The following is a 25,829-nucleotide window of genomic DNA, read 5'->3' as shown; positions in this document are numbered from 1 at the left end:
TAACGCAAGCTTCCTCAATCTGCGAGCATTTTAACGCAGAAAAAAACGGAAGATTGCCTACGGCAATTCTCCCGCCTTCTGGAACCTGCCACTTACCGGTTTTGGACCAGACCGATGATCGTCACCATGAGCACCAGCAGCTGGATGAGTGTATCGTTACTCATTCCAATCGCCTCCATCCCATATGAGATACTCCTTCGGCCGTTTCCCCTCTCCCCGGATTATGACGCTTGTTCCCCACTACATACCTATGCAGGTGGCGGGAAGCTTATGATTAATAATGGATACAAATCTTCACATTTAAGGTTTAATCCAGGACCACTGCAAATCCATTTCCTGAATGCATTCACGACTATCATGTTCATCATTGGCCACCAGCGGGGTGACTGGATAGATGCTCATATCACCTTGCTCATACGTGCGCAATAAGGGCAGCAGCTCATCAATATTTTGGATCGACGGATCTAGCCATGAATCTATTTGATCTGCTTCCAAAATAGCGGGCATACGGCTGTCAAATTCACGTATATCCGTATTGGCGTGAACCGTCATCATCGTACAGGTGCGTAACGGCTCCTTTCGACTATCCTGCCATATTTCATATAGCCCCGCGACCGCAAACATTTTCTGTTCCGGCAGTACCACTCGGACGGCACACATCCGTTTGCCCAATTTTCGCCAATAATAAAATCCATTGCACGGAATAATACAGCGCCGAGTTTCCGCCATCTTGCGATAACTGGGATTTATCCGAACGGTATTCAGGTCTGCATTGACACAATCCTTGCCCCAATAAGGAATAAATCCCCAGCGAAATTCATCAAGCACCCGTTCTCCATCCTGATGCAGAACAATGGGAACATGCTGGGTAGGACTCATGTTATAACGTGTTTTATAATAATACATCACACGTTGTATACCAAAATGATCCCTTACCTCATCTAAATCTGCCGATAACGAAAATCTTTTGCACATATGCAATTCATCCTTCCGCCTTTTTTACCTATTGTGCGGATATACAAGGAAAAATATGCATAAGCGAGGATATTACAAAAACCAGATCATCAAAAAACATATAGCAATATCCCCGCAGTCGTAAAGCTACGGGGATAGATACTCACTTATATCATTATTACTTCTTTTCTACGGCATGGCCGCCAAATTCATTACGCAGCGCAGCAACTACTTTCCCGTTGAATGTATCGGCATCCAGCGAGCGGTAACGCATCAGCAAGGACAAGGCAATGACCGGAGTTGCCGCCTGAAGGTCCAGCGCTTCCTCAACAGTCCATTTACCTTCACCGGAAGAGTGCATAACCCCACGGATTTCATCCAGGTTCGCATCTTTGGAAAATGCGCGTTCAGTCAAGCCCATCAGCCAAGAGCGAATAACGGAACCGTTGTTCCACACACGCGCTACTTGTTCGTAATCAAAGTCAAAGTTACTTTTCTCCAGCACTTCAAAGCCTTCACCGATGGATGCCATCATGCCGTATTCCACACCATTGTGAACCATTTTCAGAAAATGTCCGCTACCGGATTTACCTGCATACAGATATCCATTTTCCACCGCTGTATCACGGAAAATAGGCTCAACAACTGCCCAAGCTTCTGGATCGCCACCGATCATGTAGCAAGCACCGTTGCGCGCGCCTTCCATACCGCCAGAAGTTCCTGCATCCATGAAGCTAATACCATATTCTTTTAGACGGGCATGGCGAGCAATGGACTCTTTGTAATGAGAGTTTCCGCCTTCGATAATGATATCTCCTTTGGACAACATCGGTTGAAGCTGATCCAATACAGAATCAACAATTTGGTGAGGAACCATAATCCACAGCACTCTAGGGGATTGAGTTGCTTGCACAAGCTCTTCCAAAGTAGAAGCACCTTTAGCTCCATATTCCTTCATTTCTTGGATTGCGGCTACATTGACGTCGTAAGCCACAACTTCATGCTTATGATCGATCAGATTTTTTCCAAGATTCAAGCCCATTTTTCCCAAACCAATTAATCCTACTTGCATTATAAAGGCCTCCTGCCGTAGCAAAAATATTTTTTATAAAACACTTTTCTGTTGGGTTAAGCACTAACGACTGCTTTTTCAGAGCTTTCGGACTTTTCGTCCAGCCACCATGTAAAGCCTTGCTCTTCCAACAATTGATCTGAAGCTTCTGGACCGTAAGAGCCTGCCGCATACGTATGAAGCGGAACTTCACCACGGGCAAAAGCTTCCAGTACTGGTTGAACCCACACCCATGAAAGCTCCACTTCGTTCCAATGAGCAAAAAAGGTGGAATCACCGCGCAGCGCATCAAAGATAAGGCGTTCATAGGCTTCTGGCACATCCTTGGCCTCGGAATGATAATTCATCAGAACGGTCTCCAACTGGCCATTGTTCAGCGGATCTCTACTGTTCAGACGAAGTGTTACTTTTTCATCCGGATTAACATGGATGATCAGCAAGTTCGGGTCGGTTGGCTGACCTTGAGCAGCATAAGGATCAGTATTGTCCTTTTTGAATTCCACAACGATACGAGTGGATTTTTCTTTCATGCGTTTACCAGTACGAATATAGAACGGCACACCTGACCATTGTTCATTGTCAATCCATAGGCGAGCTGAAATGAACGTATCATTTTGCGAATCAGGTCCGATGTCCGGCTCTTCTTTATAGGAAGGAACTGCTTTTCCGTTGATCTCACCTTCGGTATACTGTCCTCTAACTACGTTGGAAGCAATATCGGAAGGATCGAGGGCACGAAGCGCATCCATCACCTTACTTTTTTCGTCTCGCACCTGATCTGCCGTAATATGTCCCGGCTTGTTCATAGCCGTCATCATCAGCACCTGCAGCATGTGATTTTGTACCATATCACGAATAGCACCGGAGTGATCGTAGTATCCTGCTCGCTCCTCTACGCCTACAGTCTCAGAAGCGGTAATTTGCACATTGGAAATGTACTGATTGTTCCAAACCCCTTGAAGCAATGGATTAGCAAATTTTAAGGCTTCAAGGTTTTGAACCATGGGCTTGCCTAAGTAATGGTCAATACGATAAATCTCATCCTCAGCAAAGGTTCTGCTCAGGCGATCATTCAGCTCACGTGCCGATTCCAAATCATGCCCAAATGGTTTTTCAATAATGAGTCGTTTCCAACCCTTTGTTTCAGCTAAACCACTTTCCCGAATATTGTGGGCAATTACATCAAAAAATTCCGGTGCCACCGATAAGTAAAACATGCGGTTCCCCGGAATTCCTAAGTCATTTTCACGTTGCTCAGCAAGCTGTAGCAGCTTTTTATAGTCTTCCGGGTGGTTAACGTTCAATGCGCTGTAACGGAAAGCACTTAAGAACTGATCCATCTGTCCACGGTCATCATTCACATGTCTGGAAAAATCCTTAATAGATTGCTCTACATTACTTTGAAATTGTTCGTCCGCCACTTCACGACGCCCCATCCCAATTACAGAAAAGGAAGCCGGAATTTTACCTTCTACAAACAAATTATACAAGGCAGGGTAAATTTTGCGTTTGGCCAAATCCCCTGTCGCTCCAAATAAGACAAATGTCATTGAATCCATGAAATATTCCTTCTTCCCATTATAAAAGATGAGGTTATTAAAAGTTACCTGAGGAATTAACGTAACCCATAATACACCCAAAATAAGGGGCAAGTCAATCAAATTTTAGCGAAATCGTGAACATTCGATATATCCTGTAATGATAACGTTTTCTGTGGTATGATTGACGATAGGAAAGAGAAAAAACTGTTAAAATTGTCACAGTTGATACAATGCATTATAGTTACTATTGGTATACAGAGTTACTTTTAGTATACTGTTTAAAACAACAATGAAATTGAGGGGATTCAGATGAGCGACGACAGGCAGCCTAAGCTTTTGTGCGGTAAGGTGGAACAGTCCTTTCAGATCATCAGCAAAAAATGGACCGCTCTCATCATTCATACTTTGATGGAACATCCCAAACGATTTAGTGAAATTCAAGTCTCCATACCTGATCTTAGCAAACGCATGCTCAACGAGCGCATCAAGGAACTTGAGCTTTCCGGCCTAATCCTTCGCAATGTCATCACAGAGCGGCCAGTGCGTACCGAATATTCGCTGACACGTAAGGGTAAAGAGCTAGGTGATGCATTGAATGGTGTGGAGAGCTGGGCCGAAAGATGGCTCTAAACCGCTAGCAGGAGATCGCCAAACACGCTCTCCTGTTATTGTGTTACTGCATGTGGATCATAATACAAGCAATAGAACGTAAATAATGGACAACCGCAACAATAGCCTATGATTTCAGGCATGAGCCAGGAAAGGATGAGACCGATGGCATTTGGCATTACCCGGCAGGAACTGATGAGCTGGAAAAGAGAGGTCAGCCGTGACGAAATTGCTTTTCTGACACATTACTGGCTGGATGACCGCTTTCCAGGCATTACAACTGTCACCAAGGTGGGCTGTTCTGATTTGAATAAGCTACGCTCATGGTGCAAGCTCAACGGATTGGACCCCCAGTATATACATCAGCGTCAGCCCTATCCTCATTTTGATCTCATCGGTAACAAACAGACGGAAATTTTACGCAAGTATGGCATGAGCGATCAATTAAAACGTTTCGAGTCTCATCTTCAACCAAGCACATGCCCATCGTTCTAAACCGCAGCTCTCAGAGTTGCGGTACTTTTGTTTTCATACCAGATAATACCTTGTGTATCCAGATCGCTGACATAGCTCCTTCTCCCATTGCAACCGTCGCTTGCTCGGCATGAGCCCCTAAGTCTCCGGCCACCCATACATTTTCCACGTTTGTCATTTTGCTGCGGGGATGCGTCTTAATATGCTTGTTATGCAGCAGATGCACACCCAGTTGCTCCGCCAGCTCTGAATGAACATGGTTGCTTCCAAAAGCTAAGAAGCCCCGCTCTGCTCGAACGACTTGTCCATCAGCCAACCGCACTCCCTCAAAACAGCCCGGTTGCCCCGTGATTATCTCAGTAATGGCTGACTCCTTATATTCAATCCCTTTAGCCCGCAGCTTCACAATCAGCTCGTCCGGTACTTCTGAACGCTCATGATTGACATAGACAAGGTGATCGGTACGTGCTGACAAAATCAATGCCATGGAAGCTCCCGCTTTGCCCGCCCCCATGACGACTGTACTGCGATCCTGGACCTCATACCCGTCACAGTCCGGGCACACATATACACTGTTGCCCAAGCAGGCTTGTAGCCCTTCCAGCTTTGGAAAACGGTCCGTCAGCCCTGTGGCCAATAACAGCGTTTTTGACGTATATACTGACCCTGCCTCCACTTCAATGTCAAAAAGCTCATCTCTCTTGGTCGCTTTTATCGCCTTATCGTCAACAAATTCAGTGCCTAACTTCGTGGCTTCACTACGTCCAAGCCGTCGTAGCTCTTCACCAGAAATCCCGTCAGGAAAGCCCAAAATATTATGATACTGATGGCACAGCGTAGATCGACCATAGCCCGAATCGATCACCAGCACCCGATGACTGCTGTATCTACCCAATTGAATAGCTGCTTGCAATCCGGCAATTCCCCCACCGACAATAATGCAATCGTAGTTCATGTCCTAATTCCTCCTTCAAATACGCGCAAATGCTAAACATCTGCAAAAAAAGCAATCACACTTATGTAAACTTCTTATCCAATTTCAAACATAATATCACCCACTTACGGATGAATTAACCTCGTTCCCATGTATCCAAAAGGTTACATATCTAAAAAAATTGAAATGACAAACAGCACTGCGGATAATCCGCAGTGCTGTTTTCAGGTTTTCATGTCAAACCTGAATCATCATACTATTATGATCATTATTTAAATGTTTTTACGCGTTCCTCAATCGGCTGGAATTCTTTGTCACCTGGTTGGAAAGTCGGTTTACCAAATGGCATTTCAGCAATCAGTTTCCAATGCTCAGGAATGTTCCATTCGTTTTTCACTTTTTCGTCGATCAAAGGATTATAGTGCTGAAGGGATGCTCCCAGTCCTTCTTGCTCCAGAGCCGTCCATACTACCAACTGCAGCATGCCGTTAGATTGATTGGCCCAGATTGGGAAATTGTCCGCATACGCTTCAAATTGTTGTTGCAGACCAGCTACCACATTGTTGTCCTCAAAGAACAAGACCGTTCCGTAACCGCTGCGGAAACCGTTCATTTTCTCAGCAGTAGTTTTGAATTGTTCTTCATTGCCTACCACTTCCCGCAAGATATCTTCTGTAATATTCCACAGTTTGTCATGATGCTCTCCGAGCAACACTACAGCGCGTGAAGTTTGGGAGTTGAAAGAGGTAGGTGTGTACTTCACAGCTTCCTCTACGATCTCTTGAATTCGTTGGTCGGAAATTACTTGTTCTTTACTAATGCCATAATAGGAGCGTCTGTCTTTCAGAGCTGTGAAGAAGTATTTAGTCATTTTGTTACCTCCTGAGAAAAATTAATTACTTTTCGTAACTTAATATACATCGTATATATCTTAAAGTCAAGAGATTTCTTTTTGAATATTACCATTTCGTTGAAAATTATACGCCGCCCTTATATTTTTTCTCACTGGAAGAGGTGTGCTTGGTTGCATCCTTATCTCTCTCCTCTTGTCTTTCCATCTTTAAATCCTCTACGGGAATGGCGTCTACCGTCTGCTCAATTTCAAAACGATCGAACAAGCTTTTCTGATCTGTCGGATACTGCTCTGCATGATCACGATTAATCGGCTGTTCCTGATGTTTAGACTCCGTTGTCCCTTTCCCCGTCTGGCTTTTTTGCTCATTCTCACCGTGTAGCTTATCTTCAAATGGGTTCATCTTTCTTCCCTCCCTATCGGATTGGTGTCCACAGTATACTTTTACCTTTCAGGTTGGGGATTAAACGCAAAAAAGAGAAAATCTCCGAAAGATTTTCTCTACTCATGCTCTTATAGATGGATGACTGGATTATTCCGAATTGGATTTACGTGTACACTCATGAAAAAGATGAGGTTCCAGCTTCTCTCCCGCTACGAGCTTCTGCACCAGCTCTGTACCTGAGGCGGGGGTCATTTGACCATACCAGTCCCCTTGCGGATATACGATCACAACCGCAGCATCATGACAGCGCCCATTACAACGAGTTCTGGTCGTGTGAATATAGGCTTCTGCATGCTGTTTACGAATTTCATCCCGAATTGCTTGTGTAACTTCTTCGCCTTCATGTCGCATACATGTGCCTCCATTGCAGATCAACACATGATGCTTCATCGGTTCTAAATCAAAAATAGCCATAGCTTCCCCTTTAATCAACAGTTGTTGGTTTTATATCAATGTTTATCTGGATAAAGAACAAGCCGTGCTTCCATCTGCCCGTCTTCAATCGTCAGCACGATAAATGAGTATTCGTCTTCACCGCGCTTGTCCGTCGGAGACCCCGGATTAAGGACAAGCAGATCATCTATCTTTTTGACCACAGGAATATGCGAATGTCCATAAATCAGGCAATCCAATGTTTCTCCCTTAAATGTATTCAGTGCGATATTCTCTGTCGAGCCGCGCCAGCCGTGACCATGAACCATGCCGATCCGCTTGCCTTGGGCTTCAACGATTCGTTGATAGCCTAGACGCTCCACGATGTCGGTTCCATCATTGTTTCCGGCAATGCCTTGCACAGGCGCAAATTCAGCTAGACGTTCATATACGAACCAATCCGTCCAGTCTCCGGCATGGAGAATGAGGTCACTGCCTTTTAGCTCCTGCACAAGCCGACTAGGCAGCGTTTTGCTTCTGTGTGGCATATGAGTGTCTGAAAGTACGATGATTTTCATATCAATTTCTCCTTACCAGCGTCTTCACACGGATGAACTTTGTTGCCCAACCCGCTGCTGGAGCGCCTGCTCCAGATCTCGCAACGTAACGGTCTCGAAAAACGCCTGGATTTTCTGCTCTGCCACGGTGTATAAACCATCCAACAAAGCGTCTATGTTCCTGCCAACCTCGCAATTATGATTGCTGTCGGTATGGATGGCAAACAGCGGGCCTTCATCCTTGGTCGCTTCATAGATCATTTTCAGATTGATGTTTGAACTCGACATGCTTAGACGAAAGCCGCGCGCTCCCGGTGACGAATCCACCAGACCCGCTTGCTTGAGTCGGCTCATAATTCTTCTTACAACTACCGGGTTAGTATTGATACTGGAAGCAATAAGTGACGAAGTCATTCGCTCGGGTGCCCCTTCAGCCAGAAGAAGCAGACAATGGATACTAACGGAAAAATGGGTACTCATGTTAACCACCTTTATATGTGTGCCTCATTAAATGTTTGATAAAATGCATGTTTCCATCATACCACAATAGAGGCAACGACACAGTGCTAACTATTCCTTACTCCGGAAAATAGTCATTTTCAGGGCGTACTCGCACTTTTAATTGGCGCACACTATATTCCAACTGCTTAATGATATCCTCCAGTTGACGACGGTCAAGTGCATTAAAGTCGGTGGCAGGCTTGGGTGCACTTTTCAAATCACGTATGGTTGCCTGCTGCTCCTGCCACTTGTCCATCAGGTCGGCTATATTCGCATAAAAGCGTTCATAATCCTTGATTACTTCATCCAGAAAAGCATCCACCTCATCCGGATCATAGCCGCGCATTTTATTTTTAAACTGTTTCTCATGAATGGAGAGCGCGTCCAGCTGAATGCCCAGTTGTTTAAACAACTGCTTTTGCTTATCCAGACGACGCTTCATATGTTCATCCATCGGTTTTCCCTCCTTAACACACTATTCTTTTTATATCACATTCTAGGCTGGGAATAAAAGTCTCTGTGATTGCTAGGCTCTATGAACGGGTATAAGAGAGCATACACGCCACTCATACAGACCATGAAGGGGAGAGATGATCATGAACCATTTGAACGATTCGCAGCTTGCAGAGCTGAAACATATGTTATTGGAGCAGAAAAAGGATTTAGAAAAACATTTTAAACAAAACGGTCAGGAAAATACGAAATTGGGAGAAACACTGACAGATTCCACAGGGGAGCTCTCATCCTATGATAACCACCCTGCTGATATAGGGACGGAAACCTTTGAACGATCCCGTGATTTGGCGATAAACGAGTCGCTGGAAAACGAGCTGGAGCAGGTCAATGCAGCCCTGCAACGGATGGAAGATGGGACGTATGGAATATGTGTGGAGAGCGGCGAAAAAATTCCTTTTGAACGGTTACAAGCCATTCCATATACAGCCTATACCGTCGAGCACACGCCAACACGGGAATTATCGAATGACCGTCCAATCGAGGAACAGGTCATGACTCCGCCGCCCAAAGGTGCAGGTGAGGTTCGCCAACGGAATGCAGGACGATTTGACGATGCGGGCGCATGGGACGCAGTAGAAAAATACGGCACATCGAACTCGCCTGAGACAGCCGCCAAGCGTGATGTCACAGATTATGATGAAAATATGTAATACTCGAATGTGTAAAGACTCATTAAAAATATCTATGTATTAGTTCATCTAAAAAAGCAGCTTGTCCTTGGGACAGGCTGCCTTTTTATGTCTTCTGGGAATACGGTAGTCCTGCTTATCCAATCTCTATCCGTTTACGACTGCGAGCCGATTCAATACAGGCGTCGATCACTTTCATATTACTAACCGCATCTTCTGGCTCATATGGCAAAGGAATACCGTCAAGCACGGCTTTGGCAAAAGCATCAGCTTGCAGTTCAAAAGAATTAAAACCCTTTAGACGTTCCTCACGCGTAACCGAACCAACGTGAACGAAAATTTGCGGTACGACAGACGTTCTTTCCCAACCGAACATTTTGGGCATCGCAATCGTCCCCTTGCTGCCGAGAATTTCCATATTGGAACGGTTGGCTGCCCACATGCCACAATCGAAAGTAAGGTTTACTCCACCCGGAAATTCCAGCAGACCGGAGGCCATCATATCAACGTTGTCATGCTCCGGGGAAAATAAAGCATGTACCGTCACTGCCTCCGGCTCCCGATCCAAATACATACGAGCCGCTGATATCGGATACACGCCCACATCATACAACGAGCCACCCCCCATGCTTTTATTAAATCGCACATTATCTGCCTGATCGGTATTGTTAAATGTAAACGTGCAATGTATGCCGCGAATGTCACCAATTTCCCCACTATTGATGATTTCCTTAATTCTTCGATGTTTGGGATGATAGCGATACATAAAAGCTTCTGCAAAAGTCACTCCTGCACGGCGACATGCTTCAATCATGCGGCTTGTCCCGGCCGAGCTAAGAGAAGAGGGTTTTTCACACAAAACATGCTTGCCGGCCTCCGCTGCTTTTATGGTCCACTCTTCATGCAGATGGTTCGGCAACGGTATATACACTGCTCCGATTTCGGGATCGGCCAACAGCTCGTCATAGCTTCCATAACTTCTCGGAATATCGAACTCTCGGGCGGCCTCAGCGGCTTTATCCGCATTACGACTAGCAATTCCAAGTACTTCTCCGCGTTCGGATTGCTGAATCGCCGGAATTACAGCGATTTTGGCGATCTCCGCCGTGCCTAAAATGCCCCATTTCAGCTTTCTACCCATCATTCTCATCCTTTCGTCGTCAGGAATAGTTGTCTTGTTCCGCTTTATGCAGCATACCTAAGCAACGGTCCAGGTCGGCTTTGACCTGCTTTTTGTACAGCCGAGCTTTCTCCTCTCCATCGTCTGTGAAATGATAGAGCACAATCTCCTGGAAATCTACACGCGGGTCTGTTCCTTTTAATCGTTTGGTACGGTAAAAAACGCCTTCCTGAACCAGTTCATGCAGTGCCCGGTAGACCTCGCTTTGAGGCGGAACATATCCGAAACCACTAAACTCATCTTTCATCGATTCGAGCATCTGATATCCATATCCGCGATGCCTCTCTACCATAGTGATCAGATAAATTTTGATAAAAGCCCGCTGGGATATCATAAACGCCATTTCACAACCTCCTCTACACCTTATTCAAGTCTCTTATCTTCCATTATAAACCACTCTGCGTCCATAGACTATTTCCTTTCATAAATATGAGAGCTTACGAGAATTCTCCCTCCCTTGTGACCGGTGTTAAGATGACGAGAGCTATGGAATGAAGCATTTTAGGGTAGTGTGCATAGCGCTGAGGAGATTTTATGATTTTTTATTGTGAATTTTTCATATGTTGAAATAACATAATATTACTTAAAAAAGTATCCCTCGGCCTTCTTCTGAGGGCTTCGGGATACTTTTTGTGAAATAATGTAACTTGATCGCTGAATCAAGCTTGCTTTTGTATGGCTGGCGGACTTCCTGCCGGACGAGGACGAATCCGAAGCCCCACAATCCATTTACCCAAAGGCAAATGTGCCAGCACCCATGTTCCAGCAATGGAAAAGATCATACAAAGAACGAATGAAGCCAGTGTACGAAGAACGTGGCTCCAATCAGCCAACAACTCACTATCAAAATAGTAGGTTGCACGCAACATAAAGGCATGCATCAGATATGCTCCATAGGACAATGTTCCGATGGCCGTTAGCACCCTCGCCGCACGCCCTCCCTTGTGAGCAATCCACGTTGCTATCCGATAAGCTACAAAAATAGACGTGATGCAATATACAGCCATGACCGGACGTAGCAGAGACAAGTAATTAAAGGAAAGAACCGTACCTTGCGGCGTCTGGAACTGACCAATCATCTCATATAGCAAATATCCTGTTATCACGATAAACAACGGCCAGTATACCAACTGTGCTTTGATGACCCAAGCATTCCAACGCTTGATGTTCATCCCGGCTGCCGCTCCTAATATAAAATAAAAGAAAAAATAGATCACATTCCGGTCAGCATATATGGTAAACCAAGAAGAAATGACGGGAAGCTGGAGCTGATCCATCACTTGATATACGGGTCCAACCGCGAACATAAGCAAAATATAGAGTACGCCCAATCCAGCCAATGCGGTGGGTCGCCATGTTGAAGGCAGTAGCGCAGACAAACGACGTACAGCATAACGAAACACGGGAAATAACACATAACATTGGATAATCATAACGATATACCATAGATGATAGCTGCTTTTCCCGTTCAGCAGCTTCTGGACAAAATCTAACGGGTGAATAAATCCTCCACCTTGCGCAAGCTGATTCCCCAACTCGTATAAAAGAGACCATATAATATAAGGAACGATGATGTCCATAAATCGTTTACGTAAAAACGTTCCATATTTTAAGGCTCCATCATAATTGTAAAATAACACCATTCCAGTAATAAACACAAACACAGGCACTGCAAATTTGGAACACAGCAGTAATAGTGTCATCACAACTCCGTCCTGGATGCGCGCCCCCTGCGCAACCGCATAGTGTGCGACGGAATGCTGAAGAACAACGGCTGCAAAAGCCAGTCCTCTCAGCAAAGCAACTTCGGAAATTCTCTCTTTTTGACTCATGTCACTCTCCTGTTGCATCTAGCAATTTATAAATCCAGGATTTTTGTAAAATCCCCAAATCTATTATAACGACAATTCTATAAAAATATATAGGAGGATAAACGTGCCAATGCAAGCCAAAGCATTCATCTGACTTAGGTGGTTTCAATAAGTAGGTAACACATAAAAGCAGCAGTCTTCCCTCTCGGGGAGACTGCTGCTGTAGAAATAACCTGTATACAAAGGAGATAGAAAAGCCTGTTAAAACACGTCTTCAACTAGCCGTGAGGTGTTTACAGGTTCCTTCTAGTATCTGTGTACGCATCTGTCCGCGTATCCGCCACCGTATCATCATATGTTCTGTAACGATCCGCATTCAGAGAACGATTGGTGCGGAAAATATCATAAACATCTCTGTGATGATCAGCGGAATCCACCAGCACTAAAATCTTGCCCTGATCGACGTATGTCTCGTATTGACGGGCATCATCTTCTGGAATGCCTAGTCCGACCAGTCCACCGACCAAGCCACCTGCTCCCGCTCCGACAGCTGCTCCAGTAAGGGTAGCCGCGATAGGTCCAGCAGCAAGAATAGGTCCGATACCTGGGATCGCCAAGGCACCAATGCCTGCCAGCAAGCCAGCGACACCGCCTACAACACCACCAGTAGCCGCTCCTGTAGCCACACCCTCCGGTGCTTTGGTGCCTGTCTCTTCACTAATCGTCCTTAAGTCGTCACGGTCACGTGTGATCACAGAAATTTCACTGCTTGGGATGCCTTTGCTCTGCAATTGTCCAATTGCACGAGATGCTTCCTGCTCGGTATCAAAAACACCAACAATTTTCTTTTCATTATAATCGTTTAAGTTATTAGCCATGATAGTTACCTCCCAATATGTTGTTGTTGAGTGGTTCGTTTTTTTATTACCCCACTATCCTGACGTTTAAACGATTTTACAAAATTCGCGATGATGTCTATTCCAGATTCGGTTGCCGATTATCGCTTGGGCTTTGCTCTGTTAGTCGCCACAGCTTCTAGTGGATCATCTGGCCAATAATGCTTGGGGTATCTTCCTTTTAGGTCCTTTTTGACTTCAAAATATGCCTCGCTCCAGAAGCTGGACAGGTCGGATGTCACTTGCACAGGTCGCTGGGCTGGTGACAGGAGGTGCAACACAATCGGAACTCGTCCGCGTCCAATACGGGGCGTATCCTTCATGCCGAACAGTTCTTGTAGTCTCACGGCCAGCGAAGGTGCCTCAGGTTGAGAATAATCGACAGGAATACGAGAACCACTGGGTACGCGTATATGCGTCGGTGCTTCCTGTTCGAGCTGCTGTCGCTGTTCCCAATTCAATCTGCCAAGCAGCAATTCACTACCGTCCAGTCTTTGCAGATCAGCTAAATTTTTGGCACCAACTGCAAATGGCAGCAGCCACGATTCCAGTGAATCCAGCAGCGCGGATTCCGAGCTGTCAGGCCAATCCTCGGGCGCAGAGAAGTGCATAAAAATCAAACGCGCCTGCAACTGCAGGGTTTGCCGATTCCAGGACAGCAGTTTGAGACCACGTTCCCGGACACCCTGCATTAAGGCAGCAGAGATTTCCTCTGCCGGAGGTCGCTCATAGGACGCTTCCTTTAGGATAAGCGAGCCCAGCCGCAGTACCTTACGGGCTCTCACGGCTGAAGCGGAGCTATCCCAGTATACGTTGGCTTGTTCCAGCAGCAAATCACTGCAATGCTGGATCAGTTCTTGCAATTCAATCGGTGCCGCCAACTGAATGGCGCCATCTGCTCCCTCGTCGTCTACTTCGGCGGCGACGAGATAGGGCGAACGCGACATCCACTCCACTTGTCGGAGTCGTGCTCCCCGACCGCCGCTAAGCAAAAAGCGGCCATCCCCTCGGCCCTGCGCGATCCGATCCGGATATGCGAAGGCCAGCAGCACCCCGCAGGCCGCGGAGCCGTCAGGCTCGTCCTGCACTGCGGCTGTGGTCGGCAGCGTGGCTAGCAGCTGCCGACTCTCCTGCACGATACGACGAATCACCGTATCGTCTGCCGCTCCCAGCATGCTGTGCGTACTACGGGCGTGAGCCGCCTCGCGCAGGGCATCGAGCCGCGGGCGCAAATCCGTTCCGCCATGAGCACGGAACGGGTCCCGCTCTTGCAGCAGCGCCGCCAGACGGCTGGCAGTCGGAGCCAAGCCAAGGGCTACTGCGCGCAGCAGCATGTGCCCTAAGCGCGGGTGCGTGCCCAAGGCGGATACCTCGCGCCCATGAGCGGTGATGCCGCGTGCTGTACCGTCGGCTGCGGCATCCAGGCAGCCAAGCTGGCGCAGTAGACCTGTGGCCTGGCGGTACGCCGCCTCAGGTGGGGCATCCAGCCAGCCCAGCTCGGCGGGCTCGCGCACGCCCCAGGCCGCCAGCTCCAGCGCGAGCGGGGCCAGATCCGCCGCCGCGATTTCCGGGCGGCTGGCATCCGGGAGCGCGGCATGCTCCTGCGCACTCCACAGCCGGTAGCACACGCCCGGCTGGAGACGGCCCGCCCGCCCGCGCCGCTGGTCGGCAGAGGCCTTGGACACCTTAACGGTGGTCAAACGGCTCATGCCGGTTCGCGCAGAAAACACCGATTCCCGTGACAGTCCGCTATCGATTACCACCGTAATCCCGGCGATGGTCAAGCTGGACTCAGCAATCGAGGTGGCCAGTACCACCTTTCGGCTGCCCGGAGCCGACGGAAGTATTGCCTCATCCTGCTGCTCCAGCTTCATGCTGCCGTACAGCGGAATGATTTTGACGGAGGCCGATAAATTTCTGGACATCAGTTCTCGTTCTGTTCTATGAATTTCTCTAGCCCCTGGTAAAAACACCAGTAAATCGCCTTCATGAGCATAAAGCGCCTTTTCTACCATCTCAGCCGTAAAAGACTCTAATGAGGTTGACGAAGGCTTGGACATATGAAAGGTTTCTACTGGAAATACGGTGCCTAGACATTCCAGTAATGGTGCATCCCCTAAAAGTCTGCATACAGGCTCTGCCTCCAGGGTGGCAGACATGATCAATATCTTCAAATCCGGTCGCAATAGCGCCTGACTTTGCAGGGTAAGTGCTAATCCCAAATCTGCATGCAGGCTGCGTTCGTGAAACTCATCAAAAATAATCAGACCGACTCCCTCCAAAGCCTGATCATGTTGCAACATCCGGGTCAGTACGCCCTCCGTAACCACTTCAATCCGCGTGCTTGGTCCTACCTTTGTATCCATACGAACGCGGTAACCCACGGTCTTCCCAGTTGACTCGCCTAGCGCCCTTGCCATTTTCGCTGCTGCCGCACGTGCTGCCAAACGTCGCGGCTCCAGCATAATTATCTTCTGCTCCGCCAGCCACGGCTCATGCAGCAGTTCTAATGGTGTTACTGTTGTTTTCCCCGCTCCCGGCTGTGCAATCAGGACCGCCGCTGAATGGGATAGCAAGGCATGCTTAAGCTCGGGGATGACTTGCGTAATAGGCAATTGTTTATCTGTCAATGAAATCTCTCCAATGATACGCTTGAGGCGTAGAATCTAAGTTTGAATTCTTTTCTATTGTGAATTTTTCACTATCTGTAATTATTGAAAAGCGAATAAAAAATGTTAAGCTGGTCCACAGCACAAGGATTTCGTCTCACCTGTCTTGCCTGATTCTTCTAAATCTATTATACAGATATTTAAATTTGCCGTCTGGTCCTCGCAGGTATGCACACTTTCCCGTGCCAGCTCCCATACTTGTCGGGATGCACTCGCGGCAAGATCGTTTTATAATATGGTTGATATGGATTGCTAAAGGACGGATTGTAGAAACACGGAATACAGAATCGAGGTAACTTCGTATGGAATTACAAACCCAACCCATTAGAGGACGATTCGCCCCAACACCATCGGGATGGATACACTTAGGAAACGCTCGCACCGCCTTATTATCCTGGCTGCATGTTCGTTCCCTAGGCGGAACCTATATTTTGCGCATGGAAGATATTGATATGACACGAGCTCGCAGCGCATTGGCGCAAGGAATTATGGAGGATTTGCGCTGGATCGGGCTGGATTGGGACGAAGGACCCGACATTGGCGGTCCCTATGGTCCTTACAGTCAGAGCCAGCGACTGGAACGCTTCCAATCTGCATTGGAGAAACTCCAGGGGCAAGATTTACTGTATCCTTGTTTTTGCAGTCGGGCAGACATTATGGCTACCGCCCATGCTCCGCACGGACTGTCGGGTGAAGGACCTGCATATTCAGGGACATGTCGTAACCTTAGCTCTTCAGAAGCTCTAGCTAAAGCACAGCATAAACTCCCTTCACTTCGTTTTAAAGTACCGCAGCATTCAGATGATATTATTTCTTTTCATGATCAGGTAGCTGGTCATGTATCCTTCCGTGCGTCGGATGGGGGCGATTTTATCATCAAACGGGCAGATGGCATGTTTTCCTATCAGCTTGCCGTCGTCATCGATGATGCGGATATGCATATGACCGATGTGCTGCGCGGATATGATCTTCTCGATTCGACTCCCCGTCAGCTATTGTTATACCAAGCACTGGGCTTAGTGCCGCCACGTTTCGCACACGTTCCCCTTGTCCTGGGCCCTGATGGACGTAGACTGGCCAAACGACATGGTGGCGTAGCGCTCCGAGCCATGCGCCGGCAAGGAATTACACCGGAAGCCGTCATTGGCTGGCTCGCCTATTTTTCCGGGCTGTTGGATTCACCCGAACCTGTGAAGGCTGTGGATTTAATCGATGGCTTTCATTTGGACAAGCTGCCTCGGGGGCCAGTCCTCCTGACCAAGCAATGCCTCACGAAGTTATCTGCACTGCAACAGTAATGAGATTAAACACGGAAAGCAAAGTGTGTGGACAAGGGCATTTTGCCCTTTGCTCCTTTCGCTGTTATTCCTCCAGTCGCTGACGCACAGCAGACTCATATTCATAAAATACAGACGACATATTTAGCCCTCTTTCCTCCAGCAGCATACGAAGACGAAGTGATTTTTCAGTCAGCCTGCGACTGATTCGCTGTTGCTCTCCTGCCTCATGACAAGCGTGAAGCAAATCACGTAGCTGGACACATTCCTTTTGCAGCTGTAGCTCTTCCGGTAAAATACCTGCATTTTTCAACAGCTTGTACGACATCCGTAGCTCTTCTGGAACATGTGACAAATCCTCAATCACCAGTGGCTTGCCCGCTCCCGGCAAATGATCAAACTCCCCTTTGGCCATCGCCTCGGCAATTTTCTGCTCTGCCATTCTAGAGAACATTCTCATCTACTCCTTGTATTAAGCATCCTATGTACAATCTATATTAAATAAACTTGGAGTCCTTTGCCACTATAGCTTACATTATTATGAGGTTGTCCTGTATTCCTGTAGGAGAAAGCTGATTATTCTTCGATCCCAAGCAAACTGACATACTTGTTCTCTATATTTTTTGGCCTTGCGTGTTCCATGAATGAGATTGGATAAGCGGCTAGCAGGAGTGTGATTACACATATTGAGACATGTTGGACGAGCGACATCCTGAAATGATTGGATTGATCCAAGTAAACTTTTAATAACATAAAAAATCCCCTGATGTGGATGCAATCAAGGAATACATAGGTTTATTTCTCTAGCTTGATAATACAAAGTTGATTATTAATCCAATCACAATTCCTATAAAAATTGCATAGAAGCCCATAACGCTCATCTTATATCCCAAAGCGTAAAATAATCCTATAACTATTGCGTAGCTCAGCAAAATCGATGCATAACGCTTTAGAAACTTACTCATGAAACTTCTCATAAGCAACTCCTATCTTAAGTTATACTTCAACCATAGCAATGTTAGTTAATTATTGCACAAAAGTAAGGGGGAATTTGTACTATTTACTGCTGGGCGGGTCACAATGCGAGACTTCTTTTTTCATGTCATCCATGCACGTACATGAAGTGAGGGGGTATCACTAAAATTCCCGACAAAACCCACTCTAAGACGATAAGAGATGAAGATTAGAACCGTACAAGAACATACTCAGTGTTTTACATATGCAATGCCGATTGTTGCATGACCAATATTTTTAGGTAGAAACAGTACTTCAATTGCTGGGAATATCATCAATAGACCAAGAAAGACAAAACCTAGTCCATATGCGATAGTAATTGGGAAGAAGATTTGTAATAAACCCACAACAACTGTCATAAGTGATATTCCCATCCCTTGAGCTAATGTTGAAACGACAGCATTCAAAGTGTTGGCACTATTTCGATCTTTAGTGTCTACTTCAGAAAAACTCAGTCCACTGTAAGCAGTTAAGGCTAGTGATCGTCCTACACCTGAGACTAATGCAAGAAACATGATCACAATGGGAAAAGTATTCATTTGAATGAAAGCTAAAGCAATTGATGTAATAAATATCATCACAAATGATGACAATAGCGCTCCACGATAGCCTAGTTTGCGAATAATTACATTGGTAAAAGGTTTGATTCCAATATTTCCAATAAAAATAAATAATACATAACTACCTGCTTTTACTGCTGACCAATGAAAGACCGTTTGTAAAAAAATTGTTAGGATGTATGGCAATGCCCCAACACATAGCCACAAAACAGAACCACTTGTCTGGCAGATTCTAAAAGAAGTTATTTTTAATGCATCAAGTGAAAAAAATGGATTGTCTACTTTTTCCAAGTGCTTGAATACTATAAATCCTAGTATCACTCCTAAGACAATTAACCCTATTGCACTAAGCCAATAATTTTTTCCGTGAGTGGCTAGCTCTGCTCCAACTAGAATTATACTTGATGAAAAGGTAATTTCTAAAAATCCCAAAAGATCAAAAGTTGTTGTTTTATTTATCTTATCAGTATCGATTAATTTCATACCGATTATTACGATAATTAAACCTATTGGCACATTGATCAGGAAAATCCACTGCCAGCTCCAGTAAGTAACAATAAATCCGCCAATCAATGGTGCTATTGCGGGTGCTACAAGAGCAGGCCAAATGAGATAACTAAACATTTTCAATAGCTGTGAGGGCGGTGTCTTTTCTAATACAATCAGTCTTGCTGTAGGTGTCAATAAAGCACCAGAAATTCCTTGTATAATTCTCATTATTAAAAGGAAAGTGAAGCTTGATGCTACTGCACTACCTAATGAGCTAAGGGTAAAAATAATAATAGTAATAATCCAAATCTTCTTTTTCCCGAATCGATAGCCATCCATCCACTCAAAGGGATAACGGCAACTGTAATCAAATACACACTGATGAGTAAAGCAATTGTTGCCGAACCTGTATGAAAATATTGAGCCATTTTAGGTAGTGCGGTAGTTACAATTGTTCCATCTAAAATCTCCATAAAGAGACTCGCAGCCATTAACAAGGCTATTTTTATTTCTTTGGTCATTCTGTTTACCACCCTCCTTTCTTTAATTCGTGTTTAAATTTTTCAATCCATTCAATTGCCACATTTGCTTGCTGTAGTCGTAACTCAAACCTCTTACTTGCATACCAGTGATCTTTTGAATCTTCTTCAGCTAATTCTTGCAGCGCGTCTTGCGTATCTTCTACGATATCTTTTTGTTCCTGATAGAACTGATCTAATAGTTGTATTTGTTCATCTAAAGCAAGATGCTGCATCACATCAAGCTTTATTAAATAGATATCAGCATTATGAGCCCCACTTGGAACAGGCATTTTCATTAGTTCAAAAAAACGTTCCTTTCCTTTATCTGTAATAGTAGCATTTTTTTTATTTTTTCCGTCTGATCCTACATTAGTTATTTCTACAAAACCTTTGTTCTCTAATTTTTCAAGTAGGGGATAAATCACGCCATAGCTAATTTTTCTATGACGTCCTAAAGTAGCTTGCAATGCATTACGTAAACTATAACCACTTTGCGGTTCTTCCATTAATTCACCTAAAAAAAGGAATCTTGAGTTGATACTACAATAGCTCAAGGAAAGCTGATGCTTACTATTTTTGCAGGTATTAGGCAGTTTGAGAGAGATGTTATATCTCAATTTATCTCGCCACAGTACGTTACGCCTTGTCAATATACTCCATTGCCACTATGTGGCAAAGCATCCTACCGACCGCGAATGGTGGCGATATGATGACTCCAATCCCACGCGTATAGAATGCGACAACAAAAATGCAGGAATTAATACCCTAATGGTATCAATTCCTGCATTTTCGAAAACACGATGCTTAAAAAGCTTGAATCAACTATTGACTTCTAACGTTAAAGGTGAATATAAATTTATTTCGACAAATTTCTAGGTGCGAAGGATCTGGGGTTTTTATGTGCGCTTTACATTCGCATCACCAGTAAGAATACACTTAAGATACCACAAAACCTCTCTCGATCCCAGACAATGCTCTGTTTTTTAAAACAATAACGACTCTGCCCCGTCAATCACAATTTGTGCGCCAGTGATATGACGCGAATGGTCAGACGCCAAAAATGTCACCAAATCAGCAACCTGTTCGGGTTGTCCCGGTCCATCTGCTAACGGCTGATCTCCCTCGGGAAATTGCACAGGGATGGTAATCTGCTTCAACCCTTCCGATTTCTCCGTGGTTTCATCAATATTCGTCGAAATGGCCCCTGGATAAATGACATTGACACGAATACGGAACTTGGCCAGCTCTAGGGCCGCCATTTTAGCAAAACCAGTTTGACCTGCCTTTGATGTGCTATAGGCTGACATCCCAAAGCTGGTAAAACGCTGATTTCCATTAATCGAGCTGGTAATGATAATGCTGCCGCCACCGTTCTTTTTCAAATGTGGTATTGTATACTTCACCGTCAGGAAGGTGCCATCCAGATTCGTTGACAAGGTTTGCCGCCAATCCTCAATACTCAGCTCCTCGATTGGTCCGACGACCCCGTTAATCCCCGCATTGGCAAAAATGATATGCAGCCCGCCAAACAATTCAACCGCTTCCAGCACTGCTTTTTCAACACGCACCGGATCGGCAATGTCCACGTCAAAAGCCCGGGCTGACCCTTCACGTATGGCATTAATTTCTCTTTCCGTCTCCAAAATGCGATCATTACTTACGTCAAAAAGAGCGACATTTGCTCCTTCTCTAGCCATTTGAATAGCCGTTGCCTTGCCAATGCCAGAACCAGCCCCCGTAATTAGAGCAGTTTTGCCTTCAAAGCGCGCGCCTCCTGCATATGTATAGCTCATACGTATCGCTCCCTTTCAATAATCTGTATAATCACAAGATTACCCAAAAGGGTATACTTTATAATCACCATTTTTGCGCATTTTTTGCTGTTCCTCTGCGATATTCAGGAAAAGATCGAATATTTCGTGCATTAGCGCATCTTTTCTTCTTCTCTCTCGTTACATTCCGTAATATCTTGCCTATTCGCATTTTTCTATGTATTCATCAAAAAAGGACGTTCTACAACCATCGATATGGATGCATACGTCCTTTGGCTTATTCATTTACCACTGCAGCTCAATAAATGCCGCATCATCATCAAGTCCCCCGGTATGAGACGCATCAAGTAATACCTGTATCTGCTCATCAGGGACAGGCTCGCGAATAGGATCTAAATCGGACAAACCGTCCGTGTATACCTGTAATCTCATTGGCATATCTGCGGGTATGCTTCTTTCGTACCAATGCGGCTTCCCTCCAATTGGTCCACGGCTTGTAGACCAGCGTTCCGCAGTAGAGAAGGTATGATCAAATAGTTCGCTGATTTCTTCCGTACCGTTCCACAATCGCAAACGTGAATCCCCTTGCCAGGCAAGTCGGAGACGACCACGGGTACCTCGTTTCGGCAGTTCGATTTTACCGCAAATATACATGGACTGGCTTCCCTGTCGACGTTTATCTTCCAATACTGAACGCATTAAGCCTGATTCGTGATCCAGAGGCTGCCGATCCAGTTCCTCAGTAGCTGCACCTGCCAGACGCTCAAGATACTCCCTCAATTGATTAGCAGACAGATCCTGTCTCTGTTCCATCCAATCCAGTAAAGAAGAACCCAGATAGCGAGCTGCAAAATCTCCTCGGTAACTGAGCCCGACACCATCACACAAGACAAAACAACAGACAGATTTATGAATACGTACTGCGGCAAAATCCTGTCCGCTTTCTCCCATACTGGCAGATTCAGCAGACCTTCCATAGCCATAACGACACATAAAACGACTGTGATGAGATGATAAAGGCTGATCGCCTGTCTGAGAGCTTATGTAAGCAAATTGCTGAGTCAGCCTTGCATTCAATCCCTTTTTTTTGCTCGTGGGGAGCAGGGACAGCAGTGGATTCATGCTTTTACCTCCTTACCGTACAGGCGTTGCAGCTGACATTTGAAAACCAATGGACACCAGTTCCGCACAGGTTCCAGGAAGCATCATTATGGCTCCTTCACCTAACTGATAATCTGCCTCAAACAGCATTTCCCGATAGCTTTCAGGAAGCACAGAAGACATATTACGCAGTTTCACAGCATGTTCATCCTGCAAAGGCGTATTATGCGTCAGACCTTTCCAGCGACGGGGGTCCTGAATAGGCGTTTCCAGCAACCTGTCGGATAAAAATATATTTTCCACCAGTACATTGCCATCTGGTACACTCATGTTCATAATGCGCTTCGCAATCGGTTCCGGATCATCGCCTGTGGAGACACCATCTGTCATATGGCAGACCAAAGGTGCAGGACAATCCTGCATCCCTGGTAATTCCGCCTGCAAAATACGTTCAGCTTGCAAGAATGCCTTTGCTGAATCTGAGAATCGTTTGGGTGTCAAATCAGGCAACGAACCAATAGCCGCGATTTCATCAATTCCCTTGACACCATTCAGCAGGTCATATACGTCGTCACTATAAGCTAAAATTGCAATCCGATAGCGCGCAGTCAACCGATTTCCCTTGGTCGATCGGAAAACCATCTGTCGGATCGCCAGTGATATAGCTTCGTATACAACGTCAATACGCCGCCGCCCTTCCATCAGCATGTTCATCGACGCGCTGATGTCAATCAGGTAAATGATCAGGGCGGGAGTACGTTGTGAAGCCTGTATTGTATAATTCATGGTTTGTACATGCTCCCCTCAGTTACCTTCGATCTGTATCTGTTTCCTAATCTATCATTCCGCCATTATATAAACATATGAAACATCAAATTTTAGGCAGTCTAAAATTCGTATCTCCTAAAAAGTTATAAATAGAGGAAGCCCGATAGCCCACTTCACCTACTGAACGATAATAAGAAGGATTGCTATCATATAATGCTCTAAAACGTTTGGCAAAGCTCTTTGCCTTCGCCGTGCTTCCACCTTCCTGAGAAGCATACGCCTTGTTATACAAGGAAATAAGCTGGAGAACATTCTCCTTGTTACGTGCCTGTATAGCTTCTTTTCGCTTTTGTTCCGCCTCAGCTGCTGCTTTACGAGCTGCTTCTTCCTTGGCGGCACGAGCTTCCTGCTCCTTTTTCAAGGCCAGGTATTTTTCATACTTTGCCTGTTGATCATATGCTTTTTGCTTCGCCAACTTGGCAGCAGCCTGCTTGTTTTGTTCCTTTTGGGCGAGATAAGCTTCATATTTAACCTGTTGAGCGATTAGGGCTTGCTGTTTCTTCTGCTCTTCCTGTTGCTTTTGAGCAGCAAGAGCCTGTTGTTTGGCCTGCTGTTCAGCTTCCTGCCGTTGTTTCTCCGTTAGCGATTTTTGAGTGGCCTCCTGCTCAGCAGCCAACTTTTCCTCGGCTGCTTTTGCAGCCTTCAATGCCTCTTCTTGCTTTGCAGCCTCGATTTGTCGCTGATTAGACTGATCCGCAAGAATACTCACAGTTGGGATTCCAGCTGCCAAAAGAACGACTGCGGCCGATGCTGTCACGATAAACATTTTGGAGCGATACCAGGCTTTCGATTTTTCAGGTTGCTCTGGCATCTTGGGGTTTAGCTGCTCCTCCAGTCCTGTGATCGCCGCCGACACCTCCACATGCAGAGGACTGCCGTCTTCTACAAAGTGATACAACGAACGATATACTTCCAGCGCTGCAGCAGGTTTGTTCTGCTGCTCTAGTTCACGCGCCTGTCGAAACAGCTTATCCGTTACTCCACGCTCTCCCTGCTCTAGGGCAGCCTGATTTAACATTTCAGCCTGTTCAGCCTTGAGCGGGGCAGGTGTTGCCAACGAGGATACCGCTTCACTGGAAGTGCCGCTCATAGCAGCCAGATCTCCTGTATCTGTCCCAGCTGGCTCCGTTTCTGTATCCTCCACCAGAATTTCCTGCTCAGTAACGGCATTAAGTACAACCAGCCATTCGCCAAAGGTAGGACAACTGCTTAGATCCTGACTATCCCAAGCACGGCTAAATAGTTCTACCACCTTGCTGCCCCAGCGGGCTTCAAGCGATTTCCGCAAAATAAAATAACGTTCGCAAGGCGTCTGCATTTCATGTTGATCAAAATAACTTTCGCCCCACGCTTTATCGACCACCACACGGTCAGACCAGCCTAACATTTCTCCAATAATGATAGCCCCTGCAAAACGGTCGGCATACGCGCTCCATAATCCGCTGTGAACGGTACGATGTGCAGCATACCCTGGCGATCCTGCCAATAGTGCATCTGGACGATCCATTTTGGTGCTATACATTTGCTCCACGTCTACCAATTCCACAGCTGACGTGCCTTCAGGCAGTTCCACTTCAGAAAAAAACGGAAGCATAACATTGGGCGCTGATAAATCACAATGCGCCAATCCTTTTTGCTCCATCGCTGAACCGATCCCTGCCAGTGCTCTGGCTAAAGCCAGGCTATCGGAAGCCTCAAGCTGACGCTGATCTGTGAGACAATCGAACCATGTCATACCATGAACCCATGGCATCAGCACCGCATACAGCAAATCAGGCTGCTCAGCGATCAGACTTCCGTTTCTTTCTGGAGTGAGCACATCACGCTTGCATACCTGCAAACCGGGAATATCCCCGTATGTTTCCATATGCTCAGATTGATAAACCATAGCCGGGATGCGGAACTTCGGAAAAAACACTTTAAGGGCTTTCGCCTCATGCGGTGCTCCGTTTTTGGCAATCAGCTGGTATACAATTCCCTGCCTCCCTGCTTGTGCATAGGCTAAACCGGGTGCAGCGGGATGTCGTCCAACCACATAAGCTGTGCCGTTTATGATCAATTCGTCTCCCGGATTCGGTTGAAAAGACATGAAACATCCCTCTCCTTATATCGTTCAGTATGCTAGTTTTCCTCACCTTATTATATACGTCTATGGATGGCAAGAAAACCGGGTATCCGAAGATCGCCCGGTTTTTCCTGTACAATCTGTGCCAAACCGTGAGGAATGGGTTCACATATTGCTTCTTTATAGAGT

27 protein-coding genes and 1 pseudogene are annotated in these 25,829 nt (G+C 46.0%); 4 read left to right on the top strand and 24 right to left on the bottom strand.

Features of this window, described 5'->3' with window-relative positions:
* Window positions 1-300: 300 nt before the first annotated feature.
* From ACN6NF_RS10190 to zwf, 3 genes are all read right to left on the bottom strand, one after another.
* The gene (locus ACN6NF_RS10190; RefSeq protein ID WP_474317318.1) at window positions 301-975 is read right to left on the bottom strand and encodes an SOS response-associated peptidase; all 675 of its coding nucleotides are present in this window, start codon (window positions 973-975) and stop codon (window positions 301-303) included.
* Window positions 976-1,132: 157 nt separating this feature from the next.
* Window positions 1,133-2,026 (bottom strand): phosphogluconate dehydrogenase (NAD(+)-dependent, decarboxylating), encoded by an 894-nt coding sequence (gnd, locus tag ACN6NF_RS10185; RefSeq protein ID WP_474317315.1) that lies wholly within the window; start codon window positions 2,024-2,026, stop codon window positions 1,133-1,135.
* Between the two features lie 56 nt (window positions 2,027-2,082).
* Window positions 2,083-3,585, bottom strand: coding sequence for a glucose-6-phosphate dehydrogenase (gene zwf, locus ACN6NF_RS10180; protein ID WP_474317312.1), 1,503 nt, complete (start codon window positions 3,583-3,585; stop codon window positions 2,083-2,085).
* 291 nt (window positions 3,586-3,876) lie between these two features.
* On the opposite strand from zwf, the gene ACN6NF_RS10175 reads away from it, so the two are divergent.
* Both ACN6NF_RS10175 and ACN6NF_RS10170 read left to right on the top strand, forming a co-directional pair.
* A complete protein-coding gene (locus tag ACN6NF_RS10175; RefSeq protein WP_014599691.1) occupies window positions 3,877-4,197 on the top strand; it encodes a winged helix-turn-helix transcriptional regulator in 321 nt (106 codons plus the stop codon).
* Window positions 4,198-4,341: 144 nt separating this feature from the next.
* Complete coding sequence (locus tag ACN6NF_RS10170; protein WP_474317310.1) at window positions 4,342-4,671, top strand: hypothetical protein; 330 nt, start codon at window positions 4,342-4,344, stop codon at window positions 4,669-4,671.
* Between the two features lie 10 nt (window positions 4,672-4,681).
* Here the strand turns inward: ACN6NF_RS10170 and ACN6NF_RS10165 are convergent, their stop codons facing one another.
* The 7 genes from ACN6NF_RS10165 to ACN6NF_RS10135 form a co-directional block, all read right to left on the bottom strand.
* A complete protein-coding gene (locus ACN6NF_RS10165) occupies window positions 4,682-5,605 on the bottom strand; it encodes an NAD(P)/FAD-dependent oxidoreductase (RefSeq protein ID WP_474317308.1) in 924 nt (307 codons plus the stop codon).
* Window positions 5,606-5,852: 247 nt separating this feature from the next.
* Entirely contained in the window at window positions 5,853-6,455 is a 603-nt protein-coding gene (locus ACN6NF_RS10160; protein ID WP_474317306.1) for a nitroreductase family protein, read from the bottom strand.
* A gap of 106 nt (window positions 6,456-6,561) precedes the next feature.
* Window positions 6,562-6,840: a hypothetical protein gene (locus ACN6NF_RS10155; RefSeq protein ID WP_474317305.1), complete on the bottom strand. Its 279-nt coding sequence runs from the start codon at window positions 6,838-6,840 to the stop codon at window positions 6,562-6,564.
* Between the two features lie 129 nt (window positions 6,841-6,969).
* Window positions 6,970-7,296, bottom strand: coding sequence for a (2Fe-2S) ferredoxin domain-containing protein (locus ACN6NF_RS10150; RefSeq protein ID WP_474317303.1), 327 nt, complete (start codon window positions 7,294-7,296; stop codon window positions 6,970-6,972).
* Window positions 7,297-7,331: 35 nt separating this feature from the next.
* Entirely contained in the window at window positions 7,332-7,832 is a 501-nt protein-coding gene (locus ACN6NF_RS10145; RefSeq protein ID WP_447250134.1) for a metallophosphoesterase family protein, read from the bottom strand.
* Window positions 7,833-7,856: 24 nt separating this feature from the next.
* Complete coding sequence (locus tag ACN6NF_RS10140) at window positions 7,857-8,291, bottom strand: Rrf2 family transcriptional regulator (RefSeq protein WP_013310015.1); 435 nt, start codon at window positions 8,289-8,291, stop codon at window positions 7,857-7,859.
* Between the two features lie 97 nt (window positions 8,292-8,388).
* On the bottom strand, window positions 8,389-8,766 hold the full coding sequence (locus tag ACN6NF_RS10135; protein WP_016821045.1) for a DivIVA domain-containing protein: 378 nt from the start codon (window positions 8,764-8,766) through the stop codon (window positions 8,389-8,391).
* A gap of 142 nt (window positions 8,767-8,908) precedes the next feature.
* Between ACN6NF_RS10135 and ACN6NF_RS10130 the strand changes: the two genes are divergently transcribed.
* Entirely contained in the window at window positions 8,909-9,478 is a 570-nt protein-coding gene (locus tag ACN6NF_RS10130) for a TraR/DksA C4-type zinc finger protein (protein ID WP_474317300.1), read from the top strand.
* A 115-nt stretch (window positions 9,479-9,593) separates the two neighbouring features.
* On the opposite strand, the gene ACN6NF_RS10125 is transcribed toward ACN6NF_RS10130, so the two are convergent.
* The 5 genes from ACN6NF_RS10125 to hrpB all read right to left on the bottom strand — a co-directional run bounded on the left by ACN6NF_RS10125 (window position 9,594) and on the right by hrpB (window position 15,974).
* A complete protein-coding gene (locus ACN6NF_RS10125; protein WP_474317299.1) occupies window positions 9,594-10,598 on the bottom strand; it encodes a Gfo/Idh/MocA family protein in 1,005 nt (334 codons plus the stop codon).
* A gap of 19 nt (window positions 10,599-10,617) precedes the next feature.
* The gene (locus tag ACN6NF_RS10120) at window positions 10,618-10,980 is read right to left on the bottom strand and encodes a replication termination protein (protein WP_013310011.1); all 363 of its coding nucleotides are present in this window, start codon (window positions 10,978-10,980) and stop codon (window positions 10,618-10,620) included.
* Window positions 10,981-11,296: 316 nt separating this feature from the next.
* On the bottom strand, window positions 11,297-12,469 hold the full coding sequence (locus ACN6NF_RS10115) for an acyltransferase (protein ID WP_474317296.1): 1,173 nt from the start codon (window positions 12,467-12,469) through the stop codon (window positions 11,297-11,299).
* 272 nt (window positions 12,470-12,741) lie between these two features.
* Window positions 12,742-13,326, bottom strand: coding sequence for a general stress protein (locus ACN6NF_RS10110; protein WP_013370825.1), 585 nt, complete (start codon window positions 13,324-13,326; stop codon window positions 12,742-12,744).
* Between the two features lie 119 nt (window positions 13,327-13,445).
* The gene (gene hrpB, locus ACN6NF_RS10105) at window positions 13,446-15,974 is read right to left on the bottom strand and encodes an ATP-dependent helicase HrpB (protein WP_474317294.1); all 2,529 of its coding nucleotides are present in this window, start codon (window positions 15,972-15,974) and stop codon (window positions 13,446-13,448) included.
* A gap of 341 nt (window positions 15,975-16,315) precedes the next feature.
* Here hrpB and gluQRS point away from each other — a divergent pair, with 341 nt between their 5' ends.
* A complete protein-coding gene (gene gluQRS / locus ACN6NF_RS10100; RefSeq protein ID WP_474317292.1) occupies window positions 16,316-17,311 on the top strand; it encodes a tRNA glutamyl-Q(34) synthetase GluQRS in 996 nt (331 codons plus the stop codon).
* A 64-nt stretch (window positions 17,312-17,375) separates the two neighbouring features.
* Here gluQRS and ACN6NF_RS10095 read toward each other — a convergent pair whose 3' ends face one another.
* The 9 genes and pseudogenes from ACN6NF_RS10095 to ACN6NF_RS10055 form a co-directional block, all read right to left on the bottom strand.
* Window positions 17,376-17,750, bottom strand: a complete 375-nt coding sequence (locus ACN6NF_RS10095) for a DnaJ family domain-containing protein (RefSeq protein ID WP_430191792.1) — start codon at window positions 17,748-17,750, stop codon at window positions 17,376-17,378.
* Window positions 17,751-17,866: 116 nt separating this feature from the next.
* Window positions 17,867-17,966: pseudogene (locus ACN6NF_RS10090) on the bottom strand (XRE family transcriptional regulator); the annotation flags it as partial.
* Between the two features lie 529 nt (window positions 17,967-18,495).
* On the bottom strand, window positions 18,496-19,692 hold the full coding sequence (locus ACN6NF_RS10085; protein ID WP_474317290.1) for an MFS transporter: 1,197 nt from the start codon (window positions 19,690-19,692) through the stop codon (window positions 18,496-18,498).
* Complete coding sequence (locus ACN6NF_RS10080; RefSeq protein WP_474317287.1) at window positions 19,620-19,874, bottom strand: hypothetical protein; 255 nt, start codon at window positions 19,872-19,874, stop codon at window positions 19,620-19,622. Before ACN6NF_RS10080 ends, ACN6NF_RS10085 begins: the two co-directional genes overlap by 73 nt.
* A gap of 5 nt (window positions 19,875-19,879) precedes the next feature.
* Entirely contained in the window at window positions 19,880-20,380 is a 501-nt protein-coding gene (locus ACN6NF_RS10075) for a PadR family transcriptional regulator (protein WP_474317286.1), read from the bottom strand.
* Between the two features lie 477 nt (window positions 20,381-20,857).
* Window positions 20,858-21,667: an SDR family oxidoreductase gene (locus tag ACN6NF_RS10070; RefSeq protein WP_017427968.1), complete on the bottom strand. Its 810-nt coding sequence runs from the start codon at window positions 21,665-21,667 to the stop codon at window positions 20,858-20,860.
* Between the two features lie 264 nt (window positions 21,668-21,931).
* Window positions 21,932-22,768, bottom strand: coding sequence for a hypothetical protein (locus ACN6NF_RS10065; RefSeq protein WP_016821033.1), 837 nt, complete (start codon window positions 22,766-22,768; stop codon window positions 21,932-21,934).
* A gap of 12 nt (window positions 22,769-22,780) precedes the next feature.
* Window positions 22,781-23,533: a vWA domain-containing protein gene (locus tag ACN6NF_RS10060; protein WP_013370788.1), complete on the bottom strand. Its 753-nt coding sequence runs from the start codon at window positions 23,531-23,533 to the stop codon at window positions 22,781-22,783.
* A gap of 85 nt (window positions 23,534-23,618) precedes the next feature.
* A complete protein-coding gene (locus tag ACN6NF_RS10055) occupies window positions 23,619-25,664 on the bottom strand; it encodes a hypothetical protein (protein ID WP_474317282.1) in 2,046 nt (681 codons plus the stop codon).
* Between the last annotated feature and the right edge of the window lie 165 nt (window positions 25,665-25,829).

Source organism: Paenibacillus sp. TSM33 (genome assembly GCF_056099025.1).
Note: the sequence above shows the minus strand (reverse complement) of the source record. Positions and strands in the feature narration are given on the sequence as shown.